Origin of the sequence: Chenggangzhangella methanolivorans, assembly GCF_019797865.1 — a bacterium.
Taxonomy (GTDB): domain Bacteria; phylum Pseudomonadota; class Alphaproteobacteria; order Rhizobiales; family Methylopilaceae; genus Methylopila; species Methylopila methanolivorans.
In genome coordinates, this window is sequence record NZ_CP081869.1 from 5051302 (window position 1) to 5066203 (window position 14902).

A 14902-nucleotide genomic window follows, 5' to 3' on the forward strand; every position below is an offset into this window, starting at 1 on the left:
CCAAGTAGACGGCATGGCGGCGCTCGATCACGCGCCAGCGTTTTGCTGCGTTGCGGCGTAACCGAGAGTTGATCGAAAGTTTTCGAACCGTTTCGTCACGGCGGCGCTTGACAAGGCGAGGGTCTGGCATGCCAAATGCCAGTCGTCAGCCGCCGTTCATGCGGCCTGAGGATCTGGCCGCAGCAGCCGGCACAACGGTCCGATCGAGGCCTTTTCAGGAGACCCGGGGACGCCGTGACGCCGATCGCATCGAAAAGCGCCCGGGCCGCCTCACTGGACGTCGCCGAAAGCGTGCGCGCGGTTCTCGACGGCGTGCGCGCCGCGGGCCGCACGGCTCTGACGGCGCCGGAAGCCAAGGTTCTCTGCGACGCCTACGGCATCCCCTTGCCGAAGGAGGGGCTTGCGACGTCGGCCGACCAGGCCGCGCGGCTCGCCAACTCGATCGGCTATCCGGTCGCGATGAAGATCGTCTCGGCCGAAATCCTGCGCAAGTCGGATGCGGGCTGCGTGGTCCTGGGCGTGAAGTCGGACAGCGAGGCGCGCGCGGCTTTCGAGCGGATCGTCGGCAACGCTTATCGCCATGCCGGCGAGGCGATCATAGCCGGCGTCCAGATCCAGCAGATGCTGCCCTCGGGCGCGGTCGACGCGCGGATCAGCGCTGAGTCCGACCCGTCTTTCGGCAAGCTGGTCGCCTTCGGTCTCGGCGGCGCGTTGGGCGACGTTCTGGGCGACCGGACCTTTCACCTTGCGCCGGTGAGCCACGAGCAGGCGCTCGGCATGGTCTCGTCGATCCGGGCGCAGGAGCTGCTCGACGGCCTCCGCGGCTCTCCGCCCGTGAACCGGGAGGAACTCGCCGACCTGCTCGTCAACGTGTCGGCCCTCATCGGCGACTGTCCGGACATCCTGAGGATCGATCTCGACCCGGTGTTCGCAGCCGAGCATTTCGCGACCGCGGTCGACGCGCGCATCGTCTGCGATTTCCGGCCTCGCGGGGAGCGGGGCCGGCGCGACGTCGCAGCGACGAACTCTTCCGTCGATCTGCGCGTCAGCGCCGGCGCGGCGAAGCTCCCGGCGGGCGCTTCCGGCGGACGCGGAGCGGCGTTCTCCTCCCGGTCCGGCGCTGTGGCGACGTCGATCATCGGCTTCGCCCGCTCGACCGGCATGGCCGTCTCGGCGGTCGTCGGTCTGGACGATGCGTCCGAGATCGACGAGGCCGATCTCCTCGCTTTCTTTGGACAAGAGCCGGCCGCCTCGGTCATCGCGATCCAGTGCGAGGAGCTCTTGAACGGAAGGGCTTTCGTCGAGGTCGCGAGCCGGGTCTCCAAGACAAAGCCCGTTCTCGTGTTGAAGGCGGGACGCAGGGCCTCGGACGCTGTCGCGGACCGGGCCGAAACCGACGCGCGGGACAAGATCTACGACGACCTCTTGAGAGCGGCGGGCGTCATCCGCTCTCGCTCGCTCCGCTCGATGCTCGACTGCGCGCGCGGCCTGCCGGCTCTGCCGACGCCGAAGGGCGAGAACGTTCTCGTCATCAGCGCATCAAGCGGCCTGGGAGCGCTGCTGTCGGACGCCTGCCTCGACAGCGGGCTGACGTTGATGGAGGCGCCCAAAGGTCTCGGCGCGGAGCTCGAAGGCCTGGCTTTGCGGGAAGACGCCGGAGAGAGCCCGGTCGAGGTCGCGGAACCCTCGCCGTCGGAGAGCTATCGCGAGGCCGTCCAGTCCGCGCTCGCGGACGAGGCCGTGCATGCGCTGGTCCTTGGCTGGGGTCAGACGGCGGCGTCGCCGCTCGCCTTCGCCGACCAGTTGATCGAGCTCGTCGCCGGAATGCGGGCGAAGGGCGTCGACAAGCCGATCGTCGCCTGGCTGGCGGGCGAGGCGGAGGTCGAGGCGGCCTGCGAGAAACTCTACGGCCACGGCGTCGTGGCCCGCCCCTGCACGGCCGAGACCCCGGTCGAGGTGCTGGGCGCGAAGTATCAGTGGGCGCGGGGAGCGGGTCTCGTCATGGCCTGAGCCTTTCCGCGTCGTCGGCGGACTTCCCTCATCCGTCCTGGTCCGTCCGCGCGCATGGGGCGCGGACGGACGCCTCACAGGCGGCCGTTCCATCTCCCTGGACGGCCGGCGGCGAGCCCAAAGCGGCTCCGTCGCGCGGATGAGGGCTTTTTGTTTTGCTCCGCCGAGCTGTTCGGGCGGGGCGGGGGCGCGTCCTTCTGGCAATGGACACCTGAAGAGCGCCCGTCATATAACTCATAAAACCTGAAAAGGGCGGCTCCAAGGGTCGCCCTTTTTGCTATGGCGAAGCGCAAGATTCGCCACTTAGACTTGTGGTCGGGCCCGTCGCGCGCGGTCCCGATGCGTCAAGCCGAGCGGGCGGCCGACGCTGAGACTTTGGGAGCGCGTGTTCCGTGAGATCGACGATGACGACGCCGATGGCCGAAGACACGAGCGGGGCCTTCGTCCTCGAGAAGTTCGCGCCCGAACAGACCTACAAGACCAAGGTCTACGCCGCGCTGAAGCAGGCCATCGTCAACATGGACATCTACTCCTCGTCGGAAGCCACCTGGCTCGACGAGCGGCAGCTGTCGGAGAAGCTCGGCGTGAGCCGCACGCCGGTGCGCGAGGCGGTGGCGATGCTCGAACAAGAGGGCTTCGTGAAGTCGGTGCCCCGCCGCGGCATCATGGTGCTGCGGAAGACCCGCGTCGAAGTCATCGAGATGGTCCAGGCCTGGGCGGCGCTCGAGAGCATGGCGGCGCGGCTCGCCGTCGCCAACGCCAGCGACGCCGGCATCGCCAAGCTCCGTCGCCTGTTCGAGAGCTTCGACGAGGGCCACAAGCCGGCCGACTACCTGAACGAGTATTCGGCGGCCAACATCGAGTTTCACCAGACGCTGGTGCAGCTGTCGGGCTCGTCGGCGCTGATCGACATCACCTCGAACATCTTCATGCATGTCCGCGGCATCCGGCAGATCACCATCGGCCGCGACGACCGCGCCACCAAGTCGATGTCCGACCACCTCGCCATCATCGAGGCGCTGGAGCGCCGCGACGTCGACGCGGCGGAGCGGCTGTCGCGCGAGCACACGCTCGGCCTGGCCGCCTATGTCGAGGAGCACGGCGACATCTTCGACTGAATGGCGGTAACGTCAGTCAAAATCGCGTCCCCGCGACTTTCGGTTCAGTTGCGCTGAACGCGAACTGGTATTTAATATGCCAGACAACGAGGCGCGGTCAGCGCGTCCGTCCAAGGGAAGGAGGCGCGTACGATGCGGCTTCATGAGTTTCAGGCCAAGCGCCTGCTGGCCGACTACGGCCTGCCGGCGCCGCGCGGCTTCGTGGCGCTGACGCCCGACGAGGCGGAGGCCGTCGCGCGCGACCTCGGCGCGGCCAAGATCGCGGTCAAGGCGCAGATCCGCGCCGGCGAGCGGCTTGCGGCCGGCGGCGTCAAGATCGTCCACGGCCCCGCGATGGCGGGCAAGGCGGCCGCCGACATGATCGGCCAGCGCCTCGTCACGGCCCAGACCGATGAAGGCGGCGAGACCGTGCGCCGCGTCTATGTCGAGGAGGCGGTGACGAGCGACCGCGCCATTCATCTGGCGCTGCTCGTCGATCCTTCGGTCGGCGGCCTTGTGGCGATCGGCGCGGAGGACGGCGGCGAGGGCGTCGAGGAACGCGCGCGCCGCGGCGTGCTCAAGCAGGAAAGCGTCGCGCTGCCGCTGACGGGCGGGATCGATCGCGAGGCGGTCGGGGCTTTCCTCGGCAGGATCGGCCTCAAGGGCGCCGAGATCGAACCCGGCTGCGACCTCGTCGAGGGACTGCGCCGCGCCTTCGTGGAGCTCGACGCCGCGCTCATCGAGATCAACCCGCTCGCGGTCACCTCCGCGGGAGAGCTCAAGGCGCTCGACGTCAAGATGACGCTCGACGACAACGCGCTGTTCCGTCATCCCGACCTCGCCTCCCTGCGGGACGACGACGAGGCGGCGCGCACCAAGCTGTCGGCGCATCGCGACCAGCTGAACTTCGTCCAGCTCGAAGGCGACATCGGCCTCGTGTCGAACGGCGCGGGGCTTGGCCTCGCCACCCTCGACATGGTGATGGCGGCGGGCGGCAAGCCCGCCAACTTCATGGACGTGCGCACCACCGCGCGCAGCCTCGACATCGCTCACGGCTTCGCGCTGCTGCTCGACAATCCGAAGATCCGCACGCTGCTGATCAACGTTCATGGCGGCGGCATGCAGTCCTGCGACACGATCGCCGAAGGCCTCGGGGTGGCGCTCCGCCGCTCGGGCCGGAAGCTTCCGATCGTGATCCGGCTCGCGGGCCAGAACGCGGAGTTCGCGCGCTCGCGGCTCGCGAATTTCGGCTGCGCGGTGATCGAGGCGAACGACATGGGCGAGGCTGCGACCCGGGCGGTCGCGGTCGCGGCTGGGAGGGCTTGATGGCGATCCTGCTCGACAAGGACACCACGATCGTGGCGCAGGGCGTGACCGGCTGGGCCGGCACCCATCACGTCGCGTCGATGATGGAGTACGGCTCGCGGGTCGTCGGCGGCGTGCGGCCGGGCAAGGGCGGGCGCTCCCACCTCAACTTGCCGATCTTCGACACGGTCGCTCAGGCGCGCGAGGCCACCAAGGCCAACGCCTCGATCGTGTTCGTGCCGCCCGCGACCGCGGCGGCTGCGATGATCGAGGCCATCGAGGCCGAGACGCCGCTGGTCGTGGCCGTCACCGAACGCGTGCCCGTGCTCGACATGATCCGGGTGAAGGACGCGCTGAAGGGCTCGCGCACCCGCCTCGTCGGCGCCAACAGCCAGGGCGTGCTCGCGCCCGGCGTCTGCAAGCTCGGCGTCATGGCGACGGGGTCCGAGCGGCCGGGCGGCGTCGGCGTCGTGTCGCGTTCGGCCTCGCTCACGAGCGAGGTGGTGGCGCAGGTCACCGCCGCGGGGCTCGGCCAGTCCACGACGGTCGGCGTCGGCGGCGACGCGGTCCATGGCATGTCGATGCGCGACTGCGTCGAGCTGTTCCTTGCCGACCCCGACACCGACGGGCTCGTGCTCATCGGCGAGATCGGCGGCCACGAGGAGCAGGAGGTCGCCGACTACCTGACCGAGGTGAAGCCCAACAAGCCGGTCGTCGCGCTCGTGGTCGGTTCCCACGCCCCGCGCGAGCGCCGCATGGGGCACGCCGGCGCGCTCGCCTTCGGGGCGCAGGACGACGCCACCGCCAAGATCAAGGCGCTCGAGCGCGCCGGGGTCAGGGTGGCGCCGAGCGCGCATCTCGTCGGCCGCACGATCGCCGAGGCGCTCGCCCAGGCTCGATAACGCCGCACCGCCTTCAGCATTCATCACCTTCTTCACGCGCCGGCGGACCGGGTCCGGGCGCCAACGGGGACGCTTGCGATGAAGATCTGCATCTACGGCGCCGGCGCGATCGGCGGCTACATGGCCGTCCAGATGAAGCGCGCCGGGATCGACGTCTCGCTCGTCGCGCGTGGCCCCCATCTCGCGGCGATCCGCGAGAACGGGCTGAAGCTCCTCATCGACGGCGAGGAGAGGGTGGCCAAGATGCCGGCGACGAAAGTTGCGGCGGAGCTCGGGCCGCAGGATTTCGTGATCGTCGGGCTGAAGTCCCATCAGGCCTGGGAATCCGCCGAGGACATGGCCCCGCTGTTCCATGACGAGACCGCGGTCGTCACTGCGCAGAACGGCGTTCCGTGGTGGTACTTCTACGGGCTCGAGGGTCCCTACAAAGATCTTCGCCTGTCGAGCGTGGACCCAGGCGATCGCCAGTGGAACGCGATCGGACCGCAGCGTGTCATCGGCGCGACCGTCTACCCGGCGACCGAGATCGTCGAGCCGGGCGTCGTCAAGCACATCTACGGCGACGCCTTCGGCCTCGGCGAGCCCGACCGCACCAAGTCCGACCGCCTCAAGGCCTTCGGCGACGCGCTCGACGCGAGCGGCCTCAAGGCGCGCTACTACGACGACATTCGCGACGACATCTGGCTGAAGCTCTGGGGCAACCTCTGCTTCAACCCGATCTCGGCGCTGACGCGCGCCACGCTCGACGTCGTCGCCACTGATCCCGGCACGCGGGCGCTCGCCAAGAACATGATGCTGGAGGCGCAAGGGATCGGCGAGGCGCTCGGCGCCCGGTTCAGGGTGAATGTCGAGCGGCGCATCGACGGCGCTGCCAAGGTCGGCGCGCACCGGACCTCGATGCTGCAGGATCTCGAGGCCGGCAAGCCGCTCGAGCTCGACGCCCTTCTTTCGGCCGTGCAGGAGATGGGCCGGCTGATCGGGCGGCCGACCCCCTATATCGACGCCGTTCTCGCGCTCGCCAAGCAGATGGGCCGGTCGTTCGACGTCTATCCGACGTTTCCCGAAGCGGCGCCTCAGGCGGTGGCGGCGGAATAGGCGACGCTGTCAGCGCCGTCTGCTTGCGCTCGCGCATTTTCGAACGGCGCTACTCATCACACGTTTCGGCGATCCGCGCTCGCTTCCGCCGCGCAGGTCGCTAGAACCTCTCGGAAGACGCGTATCGATTCCGAGAGGCCTTCCCCATGAATGACGCTGCGCTTTCCGCCTGGACGCCCCGCGTGTTGAGCATCCTGCGCATCATGGCGGCGCTGCTGTTCATGCAGCACGGCACGCAGAAGCTCCTGGACTTCCCGATCCCGGGACCGGACCCGCTGCCGCCCCTCATTCTCGTCGCGGGGATCATCGAGCTGTTCGGCAGCGCCGTGCTCGCCATCGGGCTGTTCAGCCGCTGGACCGCTTTCCTGCTGTCGGGAATGGCGGCCGCCGCCTATTTCGTCGGCCACGCGCACAACGGCTTCTTCCCCATCGTCAACAAGGGCGAGCTCGCGGCGCTCTACAGCTTCACGTTCCTCTACCTGTTCTTCGCAGGCCCCGGCCCCTGGAGCGTCGACGCCATGCGGGCGAAGTCGCGCGTCTGAAGCGGCGTCACGCCGGACCGTCGAGCGGCTTAAGGCCTGAGCGCGCCGTGCGGCCAGCCGCGACGGCGGCCGCGCGGGCGCTCGCGATCCGGCGGCCCAGGCGCCCGAGCGCGGGCGGCGGCGCGGCCGCGGCGTCGAACAGGTGCCGGTCGAGTTCTGCGAGGCCTGCGCGGGCCTCCGGATCTCGCGCCCAGAGGCGCGACGCTTCCGGCTCGGCGCGCGCCAGCCGCGTGACCGCCGCCCGGAAGGCGACCGGGTCGCGTCGCCATGCGGCGATCCGCATGGCGTAGAGCGCGCGCGGCGGAAGCCGGGGCGCGCCGGCTCCGCGCCTGCCGATCGTCAGGAGCGCAAGCCCTGTAAGAAAGGCGAGCGCGCCGGCGCCCGCCGTCGCCCATGGCCCCGGGGCGGCCTCGGCCGGCGCTGCGCTTGCGTCAGCTGGCGCTCCCGAGACCGCCCACGCCATCCGCTGAGCCGGGATGACGGCCTTGCGCATCGTCCGCGATCGCGTGTCGAACCACGGGATGTCGATCGGCTCCACGATCGCCGGATAGGCGGTGGTCGGCCGCATGTCCCAGCGATAGACCGCGCGCGCCACCGGTCCGTTCTCGGTGACGCGCGTCTCGCGGTCGATCGGGCCGCGGAACGAGATGACGCCGGGCGAGCGCATGACGGGCGAGGGCGGGAGCTGCTCGGCCATGACGCCGTCTGCCTCGATGGTGACGGTGCGCCGAAGCGTCTCGCCGCGCGGAACGCGGTTGGGATCGCCCGACCATTGGTCGGTGACGCGCACCCCGGCGGAGGGCAGCCACCACTGTTTCGGGTCGCGGGGGCCGCCGGGGCCCGTCCATTCCGCGACTTTCAGTTTGATGGGCGCCGATTTCACCTCGAGCGTCCGTTGGCCAGCCCCGTCCACGACGCTGAGCTTGTGGGTGAAGCTGCCGATTTCGAGCTCGCCGGATTTTTCCGGGAAGATCGCGATGACGCGTTCGAACGTCTTGGCCGGAAAGCCATCGAACTCGGCGTCATAGGCGACGTCGCGCGTCAGGTTGGTCCAGCCGAAATTGGTGAGCGGCGGCTGGATCATGTGCGCGATGTTGATCAGCGGCCGATACGTGCCGCGGATCCGCAGCATGACGAGCTCGTTCGGATAGGGGTCGACGCCGTGGCTCTCGGGCGTCACCTCGATCCTCACGTCGTCGAAAATCGAGCGCTCCTGCGCCGCGGCCCCGAGGGGCAGGACCGTCGCGCAAACCAGGAGAAGGCGAGCCGTCGTCCTCACCATGGGTCTGTCTCCGCGGGCGCCGCCAGGCCCCGCTCCGCGCGTCCGGCGCGCTCCGCCGCGAGCTTGAGGCTGATGAAGCGGCCCGGATCGTCGGCGATCGTCTCCAGCCATTGCGGCGAAGGCTGGACGACCTGCTGGCTCATGCTCAGCTTCGGCAGTTTCTGTAACTCCTCGAACGGTTTGGCCACCTTCGCGCCTTCGCCGCCCGTGCGCCCGCCGCCTTCTGACGCGCTGATCGAGCCGCGCGCCTCGCCGCCGCGTTCGTCGATGCGGGTCTGCCGGGCGGCGCCGACGCGGGACACCTGGGCGCGGCCGGGGCTTTGCGCCTCGCGTCCGGAGTCGCGGTCGCCGGCCGCGCCTTCGCCGGTCGAGTTCACGTCGTTCTCCGCGTCGGTCGGAGCTTCGCCGCCGCGCTTCTGGCGCGCGGCGTTGGCGTTGGCGGCGCCGGCGGCGTCCGGGGCGGCGCGCTCGGTCTTCGCCCGCAAGGCTTCGACGAGCGCGAGATTGTATCGGGCGTCCTCGTCGTTGGGGTCTTGCTCAAGCGCGGCTTCGAGCGCGAAGACGGCCTCGCGCAGCCTTCCGGCTTTGGCAAGCGCGGTGCCGCGGTCGTAGTCGGCGGCGGGCGCCGTCGCGAATGCCTCGGCCGCCTCGGCGAACCGGCCGCGCGCATAAAGCGTCGCGCCTTGCCAGGCAGGACCGTCGAGCAGCAGGCTCGCGAGCCACGGCGCCCCCGAATGATAAAGCGCGCGCCCGACCTGATCGGCCGGCGCCGCCGCCGCGACCGACGCCGCCGCGAGGCCAAGGACCAGGGCGCCGCGGACCATTCTCAGCCGCCCCGCCGGAACAGCAGGAGCGCCGGAACCGCCGCGAGCGCGAGCAGCCAGCGGCCGTAGTCGTACCAGACGAGAGAGGCGTAAGCGCCCGCGCCGAGCCGGTCGGCGGGGCGGCTCGCGAGTTTCTCGTCGACAGGCAGGTGGTCCTCGACCGTCCCGGACGCGCCGCCGCCGAGACTCGCCAGGGACTCGAGTTCCGGACGCCCGGTCGCCTTCGGGCCGGGCGGCCCGTCGGTCGCGGTCTTCGGCTCGACGAACAGCGTGTGGAGCGCGTTGCCGTCGGCCGCCAGCCCCCGCGCCTCGCCGCGCGCGCCGTCGTCGATTCCGCCGCCGTCGGTGATCAGCACCACGTCGCCGCCGACCGCGCCGGCGTCCTTCAGCGTGCGCCGCGCAAGGCCGAGCGCGCGCGCCGGGGCGCTGCCGAAGTCCGGCACCGTCTGGCCGTCGAGCGCGAACAGGGTGGTCTCGAGCCCCTTTCGGTCGGTGGTCGGCGGCGCGACCAGATAGGCGTCGCCCGCAAAGGCGATCACCGCGACCTGGCGCGCGCCCGCCGCCTCCGCCGCCGCGAGCGCCGCCACCTTGGCGTCGCGGAACTGGGGGCTCTCGGCGACCGAACGCGACAGGTCCAGGACGACGATGACCGTGTCGAGATTGCGGAAGGTCGCGGCGTCTCCGCGCTCGGCCGCCGGCCCGACAAGGGCGATCGCGATCAGCGCGACGGTCGCGGCGGCGGCGAGCGCGCCGCGCCCCTTGCCCGCCACCACGCCGCCGCGCCGGGCGATGGCGTCGAGCAGATGCGGATCGACCGCGAGCCGCCAGTCGCCGACGCCGCCCGAGCGCCGGACCGCCGCCGTCACTACGAGCGCCGCGACCGCGAGGCCGAGCAGCCACCATGGCCGCAGAAGCGCGAGGCCGAAGATGTCGATCATCCGCCTCGCGTCCTCACGAGCGCGGTCGCCGCGGCGGCGAAGAAGGCGAGCGCGGCGGGCCATGGCCACAGCTCCCGCCAGATCGGCGCGGGCGGCGCGAGGCTTCGCGTCGGCTCGATCTGGTTCACGGCCGCCATCGCCGCCTGAAGATCCTCCGTGGTCTTCACCCGGTAGGTCTGGCCGCCGGTGATCTCGGCCATCTCTCTCAGCGTCTTGACGTCGACGACGTCGGGATTGCCGTCGCCCTCGGGAATGTCGCGCGGTCCCATCGCGATGGTGTGAACGCGCACCCCCATCTCTTTGGCGAGGTTCGCCACGTCCTTCGGCGCCGAGACGCCGGCGTTGTTGACGCCGTCGGACAGCAGCAGGACGACGCGGGACTTGGCGTCGGTGGCCGAGAGCCTGCGGAGCGCGAGGCCGAGTCCGTCGCCGATCGCGGTCGAGCGTCCGACGAGGCCGACCGCGAAGCCGTCGAGCGCCTTGGCGACGGCTTCGACGTCGTAGCTCGGGGGCGAGACCACATAGGTCTGGTCGGCGTAGGCGATGAGGCCGACGCGGTCGCCGGCGCGCGCGCGGATGAAGGTGGCGGCGACGGACTTCATCGCGTCGAGACGGCGCGCGGTCTCCCCATTGAGGAAGAAGTCGGTCCGTTCCATCGAGCCCGAAAGGTCGAGCGTGACCATCAGGTCGCGTCCGGTGGTCGGAAGCGCCTGCGCCGGGAGCACGACGCGGGGGCCGGCGAGCGCGATCACCAGCGCGATCCAGGCGATCCAGGCGGCCACGCGCCGGCCGCCGGTCGCGACCGAGGAGGCGTCGGACGCGCCGTGGCTCGCTGCGATGGCGCCCGGCACGCGCAGCGCGCCGCCGACGCGCCCGTCGGCCGGCAGCAGCCGCGCCGCGAGGAAGGGCAGGGGAAGCAGCAGCAGGACGAAAGGCGCCGCAAGCTGCCAGGCGGAGAGCTGCCACATCGCCGCTAGCGCCTCAGCGTCGCGATCAGCGCGCCGAGCTCGCGGTCGAGCGCTCGGTCGTCGTCATTGGCGGCCGGGGGCCGTGCGTAGAGCCCGTCGACGAAGACGCGGCCCGCGCCCTTGCCGAACAGCTCCGTGCGAAACACGCGGTCGAGCGTCTCGCCCCATGCCGGTCCCGTCGCTCGCGCGGCTTCGTCGCCCTCGATCGTGCGGACGACGCGCCTCAGCACGGCGGCCTGCGCCGCGCGGCGGTCCGGCCCCGGAAGGGCTTCGGCGGCGGCGAACTCCTCCATGGCGGAGGCGCGCAGCGATCGTCGCGGGCGAACCAGCAGGCGCAGCGCGAGCGAAACGACGAGGGCGAGCGCGAGGCCCGCCGCGACCGCGAAGCCGAGGTCCGCCTGCCACGAAGTGGTCTCTGCCGGCAGATGCAGGGCGCGCAGGCCGTCCAGCGGATCAACGGAGGCCATCGAGACGCTCCAGCAACGGCGCCACGCGTTCCGGGCCGGCCGAGGCCTCGATCGTGATCGCCGGCACGCCAAGGCCGACGAGCCGCGCGCGCCGGGGATCTTCGCCGTCGCTCGGGCGCCGTCGGCCCGACAACCAGCCGCTGCGGCCGCCGCGGGTCTCGAACGCATAGGCGCCGCGCGGCGCCTCGCGCTCGAAGGCGTCGGCCACGAGCAGGACCGTGATGGAGATGCGCGAGCGGGCCGCCCTCAGCACGTCGTCGAAGCGGTCCCCGGGCTCGTCGAGGCCGGTGGCGAGGATCAGGTGGCCGCCGCGCGGCAGAGCGCCGGCCGCGGTCTCGAGCGCGGCGTCGAGCGGCGGGTCGGGGCGGTCGACGTCGGCGAGCGCGTCCGCATGCGCCCGGGCCATGACGCCGATCACCGCGCTCATCGCGCGCTCGCCGCCCTTGGGGCGCTGGAAGGCGGGCTGGTCGCCGGCGCCGATCGCGAGCAGGCCGATGCGCCCGCCCTCGGCCGCCGCGCGCCAGCCGACCATCGCGAGCGCCTCGGCGCCCGCGACCGAGCGGAAGGCGCGGCGGGTGCCGAACAGCATCGCGGGCCGGAAGTCGGCGACGAGCAGCACCGCGCGTTCGCGCTCGTCGCGAAAGGTGCGGACATGGAGCTCGCCGGTGCGCGCGGTCGTGTTCTTGTCGATGTGGCGGATGTCGTCGCCGTCGATCCAGAGCCGGACGTCGTCGGTCTCGCTGCCGCGTCCGCGGCGGCGCGTGACCACGCCGCCCGGCCGCGCGGCGAGCTTGCGCGTGGCGAGGTTCGGCGCGCGGCCCGTAAGGCGCCGCAGCCCGATCAGGGCCTGCGCGTCGAGATCGACGCCGGGAACGGCGACCGCCTCCATCAGACGCCGACGCTTTGCACGGCCATCGCGCCCGCTCTCACACCGGCCGAACCGCGTCGAGCAGCGGGCCGACGAGGTCGCGCGCGGTGCGGCCGTCCGCTGCGGCGCGCCAGGTGAGCACGAGGCGATGGGCCAGCGTGTCGGCGGCGAGATCGGCGACGTCGTCCGGGATGGCGTGGTCGCGGCCGTGGAGATAGGCGCGCGCCTTGGCTGCGGCGGCGAGCGAGAGCGTTCCGCGGGGGCTCACCGGATACTCGATCGCGCGCCTGACGTCCGGAACCGTGTTGGCGTCCCGCGTCGCGGCGACGATGCGCACGATGTAGTCCTTGAGCGCCGGCGCGAGATGGACGCCGGCGACCTCGCGCCGCGCGGCCCGCACTTCTTCTCCGGAGAGCCGAAGCGGCATCGCCTCGCTGTCGCCCGACGTCTCGCGCTCGACGAGGTCGAGGATCTTGCGCTCGGACTCCATGTCCGGCAGCCCCACCACGACATGCAGCAGGAAGCGGTCGAGCTGCGCCTCGGGCAGCGGGAACGTGCCCTCGTGCTCGATCGGGTTCTGGGTGGCCACCACCATGAACGGGTCGGGCAACGGATAGGTGTTGGAGCCGGCCGTCACCTGCCGCTCGGCCATGGCTTCGAGCAGCGCCGACTGCACCTTCGGGGGCGCGCGGTTGATCTCGTCCACCAGCACCAGCGAGTGGAAGATCGGGCCCGACAGGAACTCGAACCGTCCCTGGTCGGGTCGCCACACGGTGGTGCCGGTGAGGTCGGCGGGCATGAGGTCCGGCGTGCACTGGATGCGCGCGAAGGAGGCGTCGAGGCCAGCCGACAGGCGCTTCACCGCGCGCGTCTTGGCGAGGCCGGGCGCGCCTTCGACCAGCACATGGCCGCCCGTGAGCAGGCCGATCAGCAGCCGCTCGACGAGCCCGGAGGCGCCGATGAGGCCGGCCTCCAACCCTTCGCGCAACGCGCCGAACTTCTTGCGCAGCCCCTCGCTCGAGGCCGCCACGGATCTCTCCTGGACGTTCATCGGGAGGCGGCCGCTCGGACCGGAACACGGGTCTCGGCGCGACTGGCCGATGCGGCGGCGATGAACGCCATGTCTCCTCCGGGTTTCTTAGCCGAGGCCTCTTTAAGGGCCTTTTGAGGAGATCAGACCCTTATGGCCGCCCGCGTCAATCCCGAAACACGTTGCGCAGGGGCGAAGCCGTCGGCGCATTGACGCGGGTCTGCCCGGCTCGGCCATGGGTCGACGTGGCGATCGCGCGGCATATGTCCCCCTGCCGAGCGGAACAGGGCGGGCATCGCCCGAACACGGGACGGGATCATGCATATCGGCGTCATCGGACTTGGCCGCATGGGCGGCAACATCGTTCGCCGCCTGATGGACAACGGCCATCAGTGCACCGTCTACGACGTCAGCGAGAAAGCGGTGGCGACGCTCGCGGGCGAAGGCGCGACGCCGGCCGGCTCGATCGAGGAGATGGTGGAGGGGCTCGCCGCCCCGCGCGCCGTCTGGGTGATGCTGCCCGAGGGCAAGATCACCGCCGACGCCGTCGAGGCGCTGGGCGCGGCGATGTCGGCCGACGACGTCATCATCGACGGCGGCAACTCCTTCTACAAAGACGACATTTCGCGCGGCGCGGCGCTGAAGGAGAAGGGGATCCACTATGTCGACGTCGGCACGTCCGGCGGCGTCTGGGGCCGCGAGCGCGGCTATTGCCTGATGATCGGCGGCGACAAGGACGCGGTCGACCGGCTCGATCCCGTTTTCAAGACGCTGGCCCCGGGACGCGGCGACATCCCGCTGACGAAGAACCGCGAGAGCCGCGATCCGCGCGTGCTCGAGGGCTACATGCATTGCGGGCCGACGGGCTCGGGGCACTTCGTGAAGATGGTGCACAACGGCATCGAATACGGGCTGATGCAGGCCTACGCCGAAGGCTTCGACGTGCTGAAGACTAAGGCGTCGCCGAATCTGCCCGAGGACCGGCGCTTCGATCTCGACGTGGCCGACATCGCGGAAGTCTGGCGGCGGGGAAGCGTCGTGTCGTCGTGGCTGCTCGACCTGACGGCGTCCGCGCTCGCCGGCGACGAGGAGCTGTCGGAGTTCGAGGGCCGGGTCGCCGATTCGGGCGAGGGCCGCTGGACCATCGAGGCGGCGATCGAGGAGGCGGTGCCGGTCGACGTGCTCGCCACCGCGCTGTTCGCCCGCTTCCGCTCGCGGCAGGACCACACCTTCGCGGACCGGCTGCTGTCGGCGATGCGCTTCCAGTTCGGCGGCCACGCCGAGGCGCCCGGCGGCGAGAAGCAGAAGGTGAAGACGTAAGGGGCGTCATCCTGGCCGGAGCACGAGCGGCGTGCCAGGACCGCTTTAAGAAGACGGCGCTCGGAACCTCAGTCGTCTTGCCCCGATTAATCCGGGGCATCCACCGATCGTCATAGGCCGCGGCGCGCAGAGACGTGGATCCCCCGGACGAGCCCGGGGATGACGATGGTGGTTCCGGCGCGTCCCTTGTCCCGGACTTGATCCGGGACCCAGAACCGACGTCGTCGCCAGAAGAAACGGCTCGGTCAGAGTGA

Annotated in this window: 14 protein-coding genes; 7 read left to right on the forward strand and 7 right to left on the reverse strand. The window is 71.0% G+C overall.

The annotated features are described in order from the left end of the window. Window positions 1-234: 234 nt before the first annotated feature. The 6 genes from K6K41_RS26650 to K6K41_RS26675 all read left to right on the forward strand — a co-directional run bounded on the left by K6K41_RS26650 (window position 235) and on the right by K6K41_RS26675 (window position 6951). Window positions 235-2010 carry an acetate--CoA ligase family protein gene (locus K6K41_RS26650; RefSeq protein WP_261403037.1) on the forward strand — a complete coding sequence of 592 codons (1776 nt, stop codon included), beginning with the start codon at window positions 235-237 and terminating at the stop codon, window positions 2008-2010. Window positions 2011-2414: 404 nt separating this feature from the next. Continuing rightward, window positions 2415-3128 carry a GntR family transcriptional regulator gene (locus K6K41_RS26655; protein ID WP_261403038.1) on the forward strand — a complete coding sequence of 238 codons (714 nt, stop codon included), beginning with the start codon at window positions 2415-2417 and terminating at the stop codon, window positions 3126-3128. A gap of 132 nt (window positions 3129-3260) precedes the next feature. Next, complete coding sequence (locus tag K6K41_RS26660) at window positions 3261-4433, forward strand: succinate--CoA ligase subunit beta (protein ID WP_261403039.1); 1173 nt, start codon at window positions 3261-3263, stop codon at window positions 4431-4433. Continuing rightward, window positions 4433-5314: a succinate--CoA ligase subunit alpha gene (sucD, locus tag K6K41_RS26665; protein WP_261403040.1), complete on the forward strand. Its 882-nt coding sequence runs from the start codon at window positions 4433-4435 to the stop codon at window positions 5312-5314. Before K6K41_RS26660 ends, sucD begins: the two co-directional genes overlap by 1 nt. Window positions 5315-5392: 78 nt before the next feature. Beyond that, a complete protein-coding gene (locus tag K6K41_RS26670; RefSeq protein ID WP_261403041.1) occupies window positions 5393-6409 on the forward strand; it encodes a 2-dehydropantoate 2-reductase in 1017 nt (338 codons plus the stop codon). A gap of 146 nt (window positions 6410-6555) precedes the next feature. Then, the gene (locus K6K41_RS26675) at window positions 6556-6951 is read left to right on the forward strand and encodes a DoxX family protein (protein ID WP_261403042.1); all 396 of its coding nucleotides are present in this window, start codon (window positions 6556-6558) and stop codon (window positions 6949-6951) included. 7 nt (window positions 6952-6958) lie between these two features. Here K6K41_RS26675 and K6K41_RS26680 read toward each other — a convergent pair whose 3' ends face one another. From K6K41_RS26680 to K6K41_RS26710, 7 genes are read right to left on the reverse strand one after another with little or no spacing between them, the layout of a single operon-like run. Beyond that, on the reverse strand, window positions 6959-8233 hold the full coding sequence (locus K6K41_RS26680; protein ID WP_261403043.1) for a hypothetical protein: 1275 nt from the start codon (window positions 8231-8233) through the stop codon (window positions 6959-6961). Continuing rightward, window positions 8227-9057, reverse strand: coding sequence for a tetratricopeptide repeat protein (locus tag K6K41_RS26685; protein ID WP_261403044.1), 831 nt, complete (start codon window positions 9055-9057; stop codon window positions 8227-8229). Before K6K41_RS26685 ends, K6K41_RS26680 begins: the two co-directional genes overlap by 7 nt. A gap of 2 nt (window positions 9058-9059) precedes the next feature. Then, the gene (locus K6K41_RS26690) at window positions 9060-9995 is read right to left on the reverse strand and encodes a vWA domain-containing protein (RefSeq protein ID WP_261403045.1); all 936 of its coding nucleotides are present in this window, start codon (window positions 9993-9995) and stop codon (window positions 9060-9062) included. Further along, the gene (locus K6K41_RS26695; protein WP_261403046.1) at window positions 9992-10963 is read right to left on the reverse strand and encodes a VWA domain-containing protein; all 972 of its coding nucleotides are present in this window, start codon (window positions 10961-10963) and stop codon (window positions 9992-9994) included. The genes K6K41_RS26690 and K6K41_RS26695 overlap by 4 nt, the downstream gene beginning before the upstream one ends. A 5-nt stretch (window positions 10964-10968) precedes the next feature. Continuing rightward, on the reverse strand, window positions 10969-11430 hold the full coding sequence (locus K6K41_RS26700) for a DUF4381 domain-containing protein (protein WP_261403047.1): 462 nt from the start codon (window positions 11428-11430) through the stop codon (window positions 10969-10971). After that, window positions 11417-12319: a DUF58 domain-containing protein gene (locus K6K41_RS26705; protein WP_261403048.1), complete on the reverse strand. Its 903-nt coding sequence runs from the start codon at window positions 12317-12319 to the stop codon at window positions 11417-11419. The genes K6K41_RS26700 and K6K41_RS26705 overlap by 14 nt, the downstream gene beginning before the upstream one ends. Window positions 12320-12356: 37 nt before the next feature. Continuing rightward, window positions 12357-13349 carry an AAA family ATPase gene (locus tag K6K41_RS26710; RefSeq protein ID WP_261403049.1) on the reverse strand — a complete coding sequence of 331 codons (993 nt, stop codon included), beginning with the start codon at window positions 13347-13349 and terminating at the stop codon, window positions 12357-12359. Window positions 13350-13646: 297 nt separating this feature from the next. Between K6K41_RS26710 and gnd the strand changes: the two genes are divergently transcribed. Further along, window positions 13647-14648, forward strand: coding sequence for a phosphogluconate dehydrogenase (NAD(+)-dependent, decarboxylating) (gene gnd, locus K6K41_RS26715; RefSeq protein WP_261403050.1), 1002 nt, complete (start codon window positions 13647-13649; stop codon window positions 14646-14648). Window positions 14649-14902: the final 254 nt, after the last annotated feature.

What these genes read in the sequence shown, in the direction of transcription:
- K6K41_RS26705 (WP_261403048.1), bottom strand. Translation starts at nt 12,319, where the DNA reads ATGGAGGCGGTCGCCGTTCCCGGCGTCGATCTCGACGCGCAGGCCCTG.
- K6K41_RS26710 (WP_261403049.1), bottom strand. Translation starts at nt 13,349, where the DNA reads ATGAACGTCCAGGAGAGATCCGTGGCGGCCTCGAGCGAGGGGCTGCGC.
- gnd (WP_261403050.1), top strand. Translation starts at nt 13,647, where the DNA reads ATGCATATCGGCGTCATCGGACTTGGCCGCATGGGCGGCAACATCGTT.
- K6K41_RS26680 (WP_261403043.1), bottom strand. Translation starts at nt 8,233, where the DNA reads ATGGTGAGGACGACGGCTCGCCTTCTCCTGGTTTGCGCGACGGTCCTG.
- sucD (WP_261403040.1), top strand. Translation starts at nt 4,433, where the DNA reads ATGGCGATCCTGCTCGACAAGGACACCACGATCGTGGCGCAGGGCGTG.
- K6K41_RS26655 (WP_261403038.1), top strand. Translation starts at nt 2,415, where the DNA reads ATGACGACGCCGATGGCCGAAGACACGAGCGGGGCCTTCGTCCTCGAG.
- K6K41_RS26700 (WP_261403047.1), bottom strand. Translation starts at nt 11,430, where the DNA reads ATGGCCTCCGTTGATCCGCTGGACGGCCTGCGCGCCCTGCATCTGCCG.
- K6K41_RS26685 (WP_261403044.1), bottom strand. Translation starts at nt 9,057, where the DNA reads ATGGTCCGCGGCGCCCTGGTCCTTGGCCTCGCGGCGGCGTCGGTCGCG.
- K6K41_RS26690 (WP_261403045.1), bottom strand. Translation starts at nt 9,995, where the DNA reads ATGATCGACATCTTCGGCCTCGCGCTTCTGCGGCCATGGTGGCTGCTC.
- K6K41_RS26695 (WP_261403046.1), bottom strand. Translation starts at nt 10,963, where the DNA reads ATGTGGCAGCTCTCCGCCTGGCAGCTTGCGGCGCCTTTCGTCCTGCTG.
- K6K41_RS26660 (WP_261403039.1), top strand. Translation starts at nt 3,261, where the DNA reads ATGCGGCTTCATGAGTTTCAGGCCAAGCGCCTGCTGGCCGACTACGGC.
- K6K41_RS26675 (WP_261403042.1), top strand. Translation starts at nt 6,556, where the DNA reads ATGAATGACGCTGCGCTTTCCGCCTGGACGCCCCGCGTGTTGAGCATC.
- K6K41_RS26670 (WP_261403041.1), top strand. Translation starts at nt 5,393, where the DNA reads ATGAAGATCTGCATCTACGGCGCCGGCGCGATCGGCGGCTACATGGCC.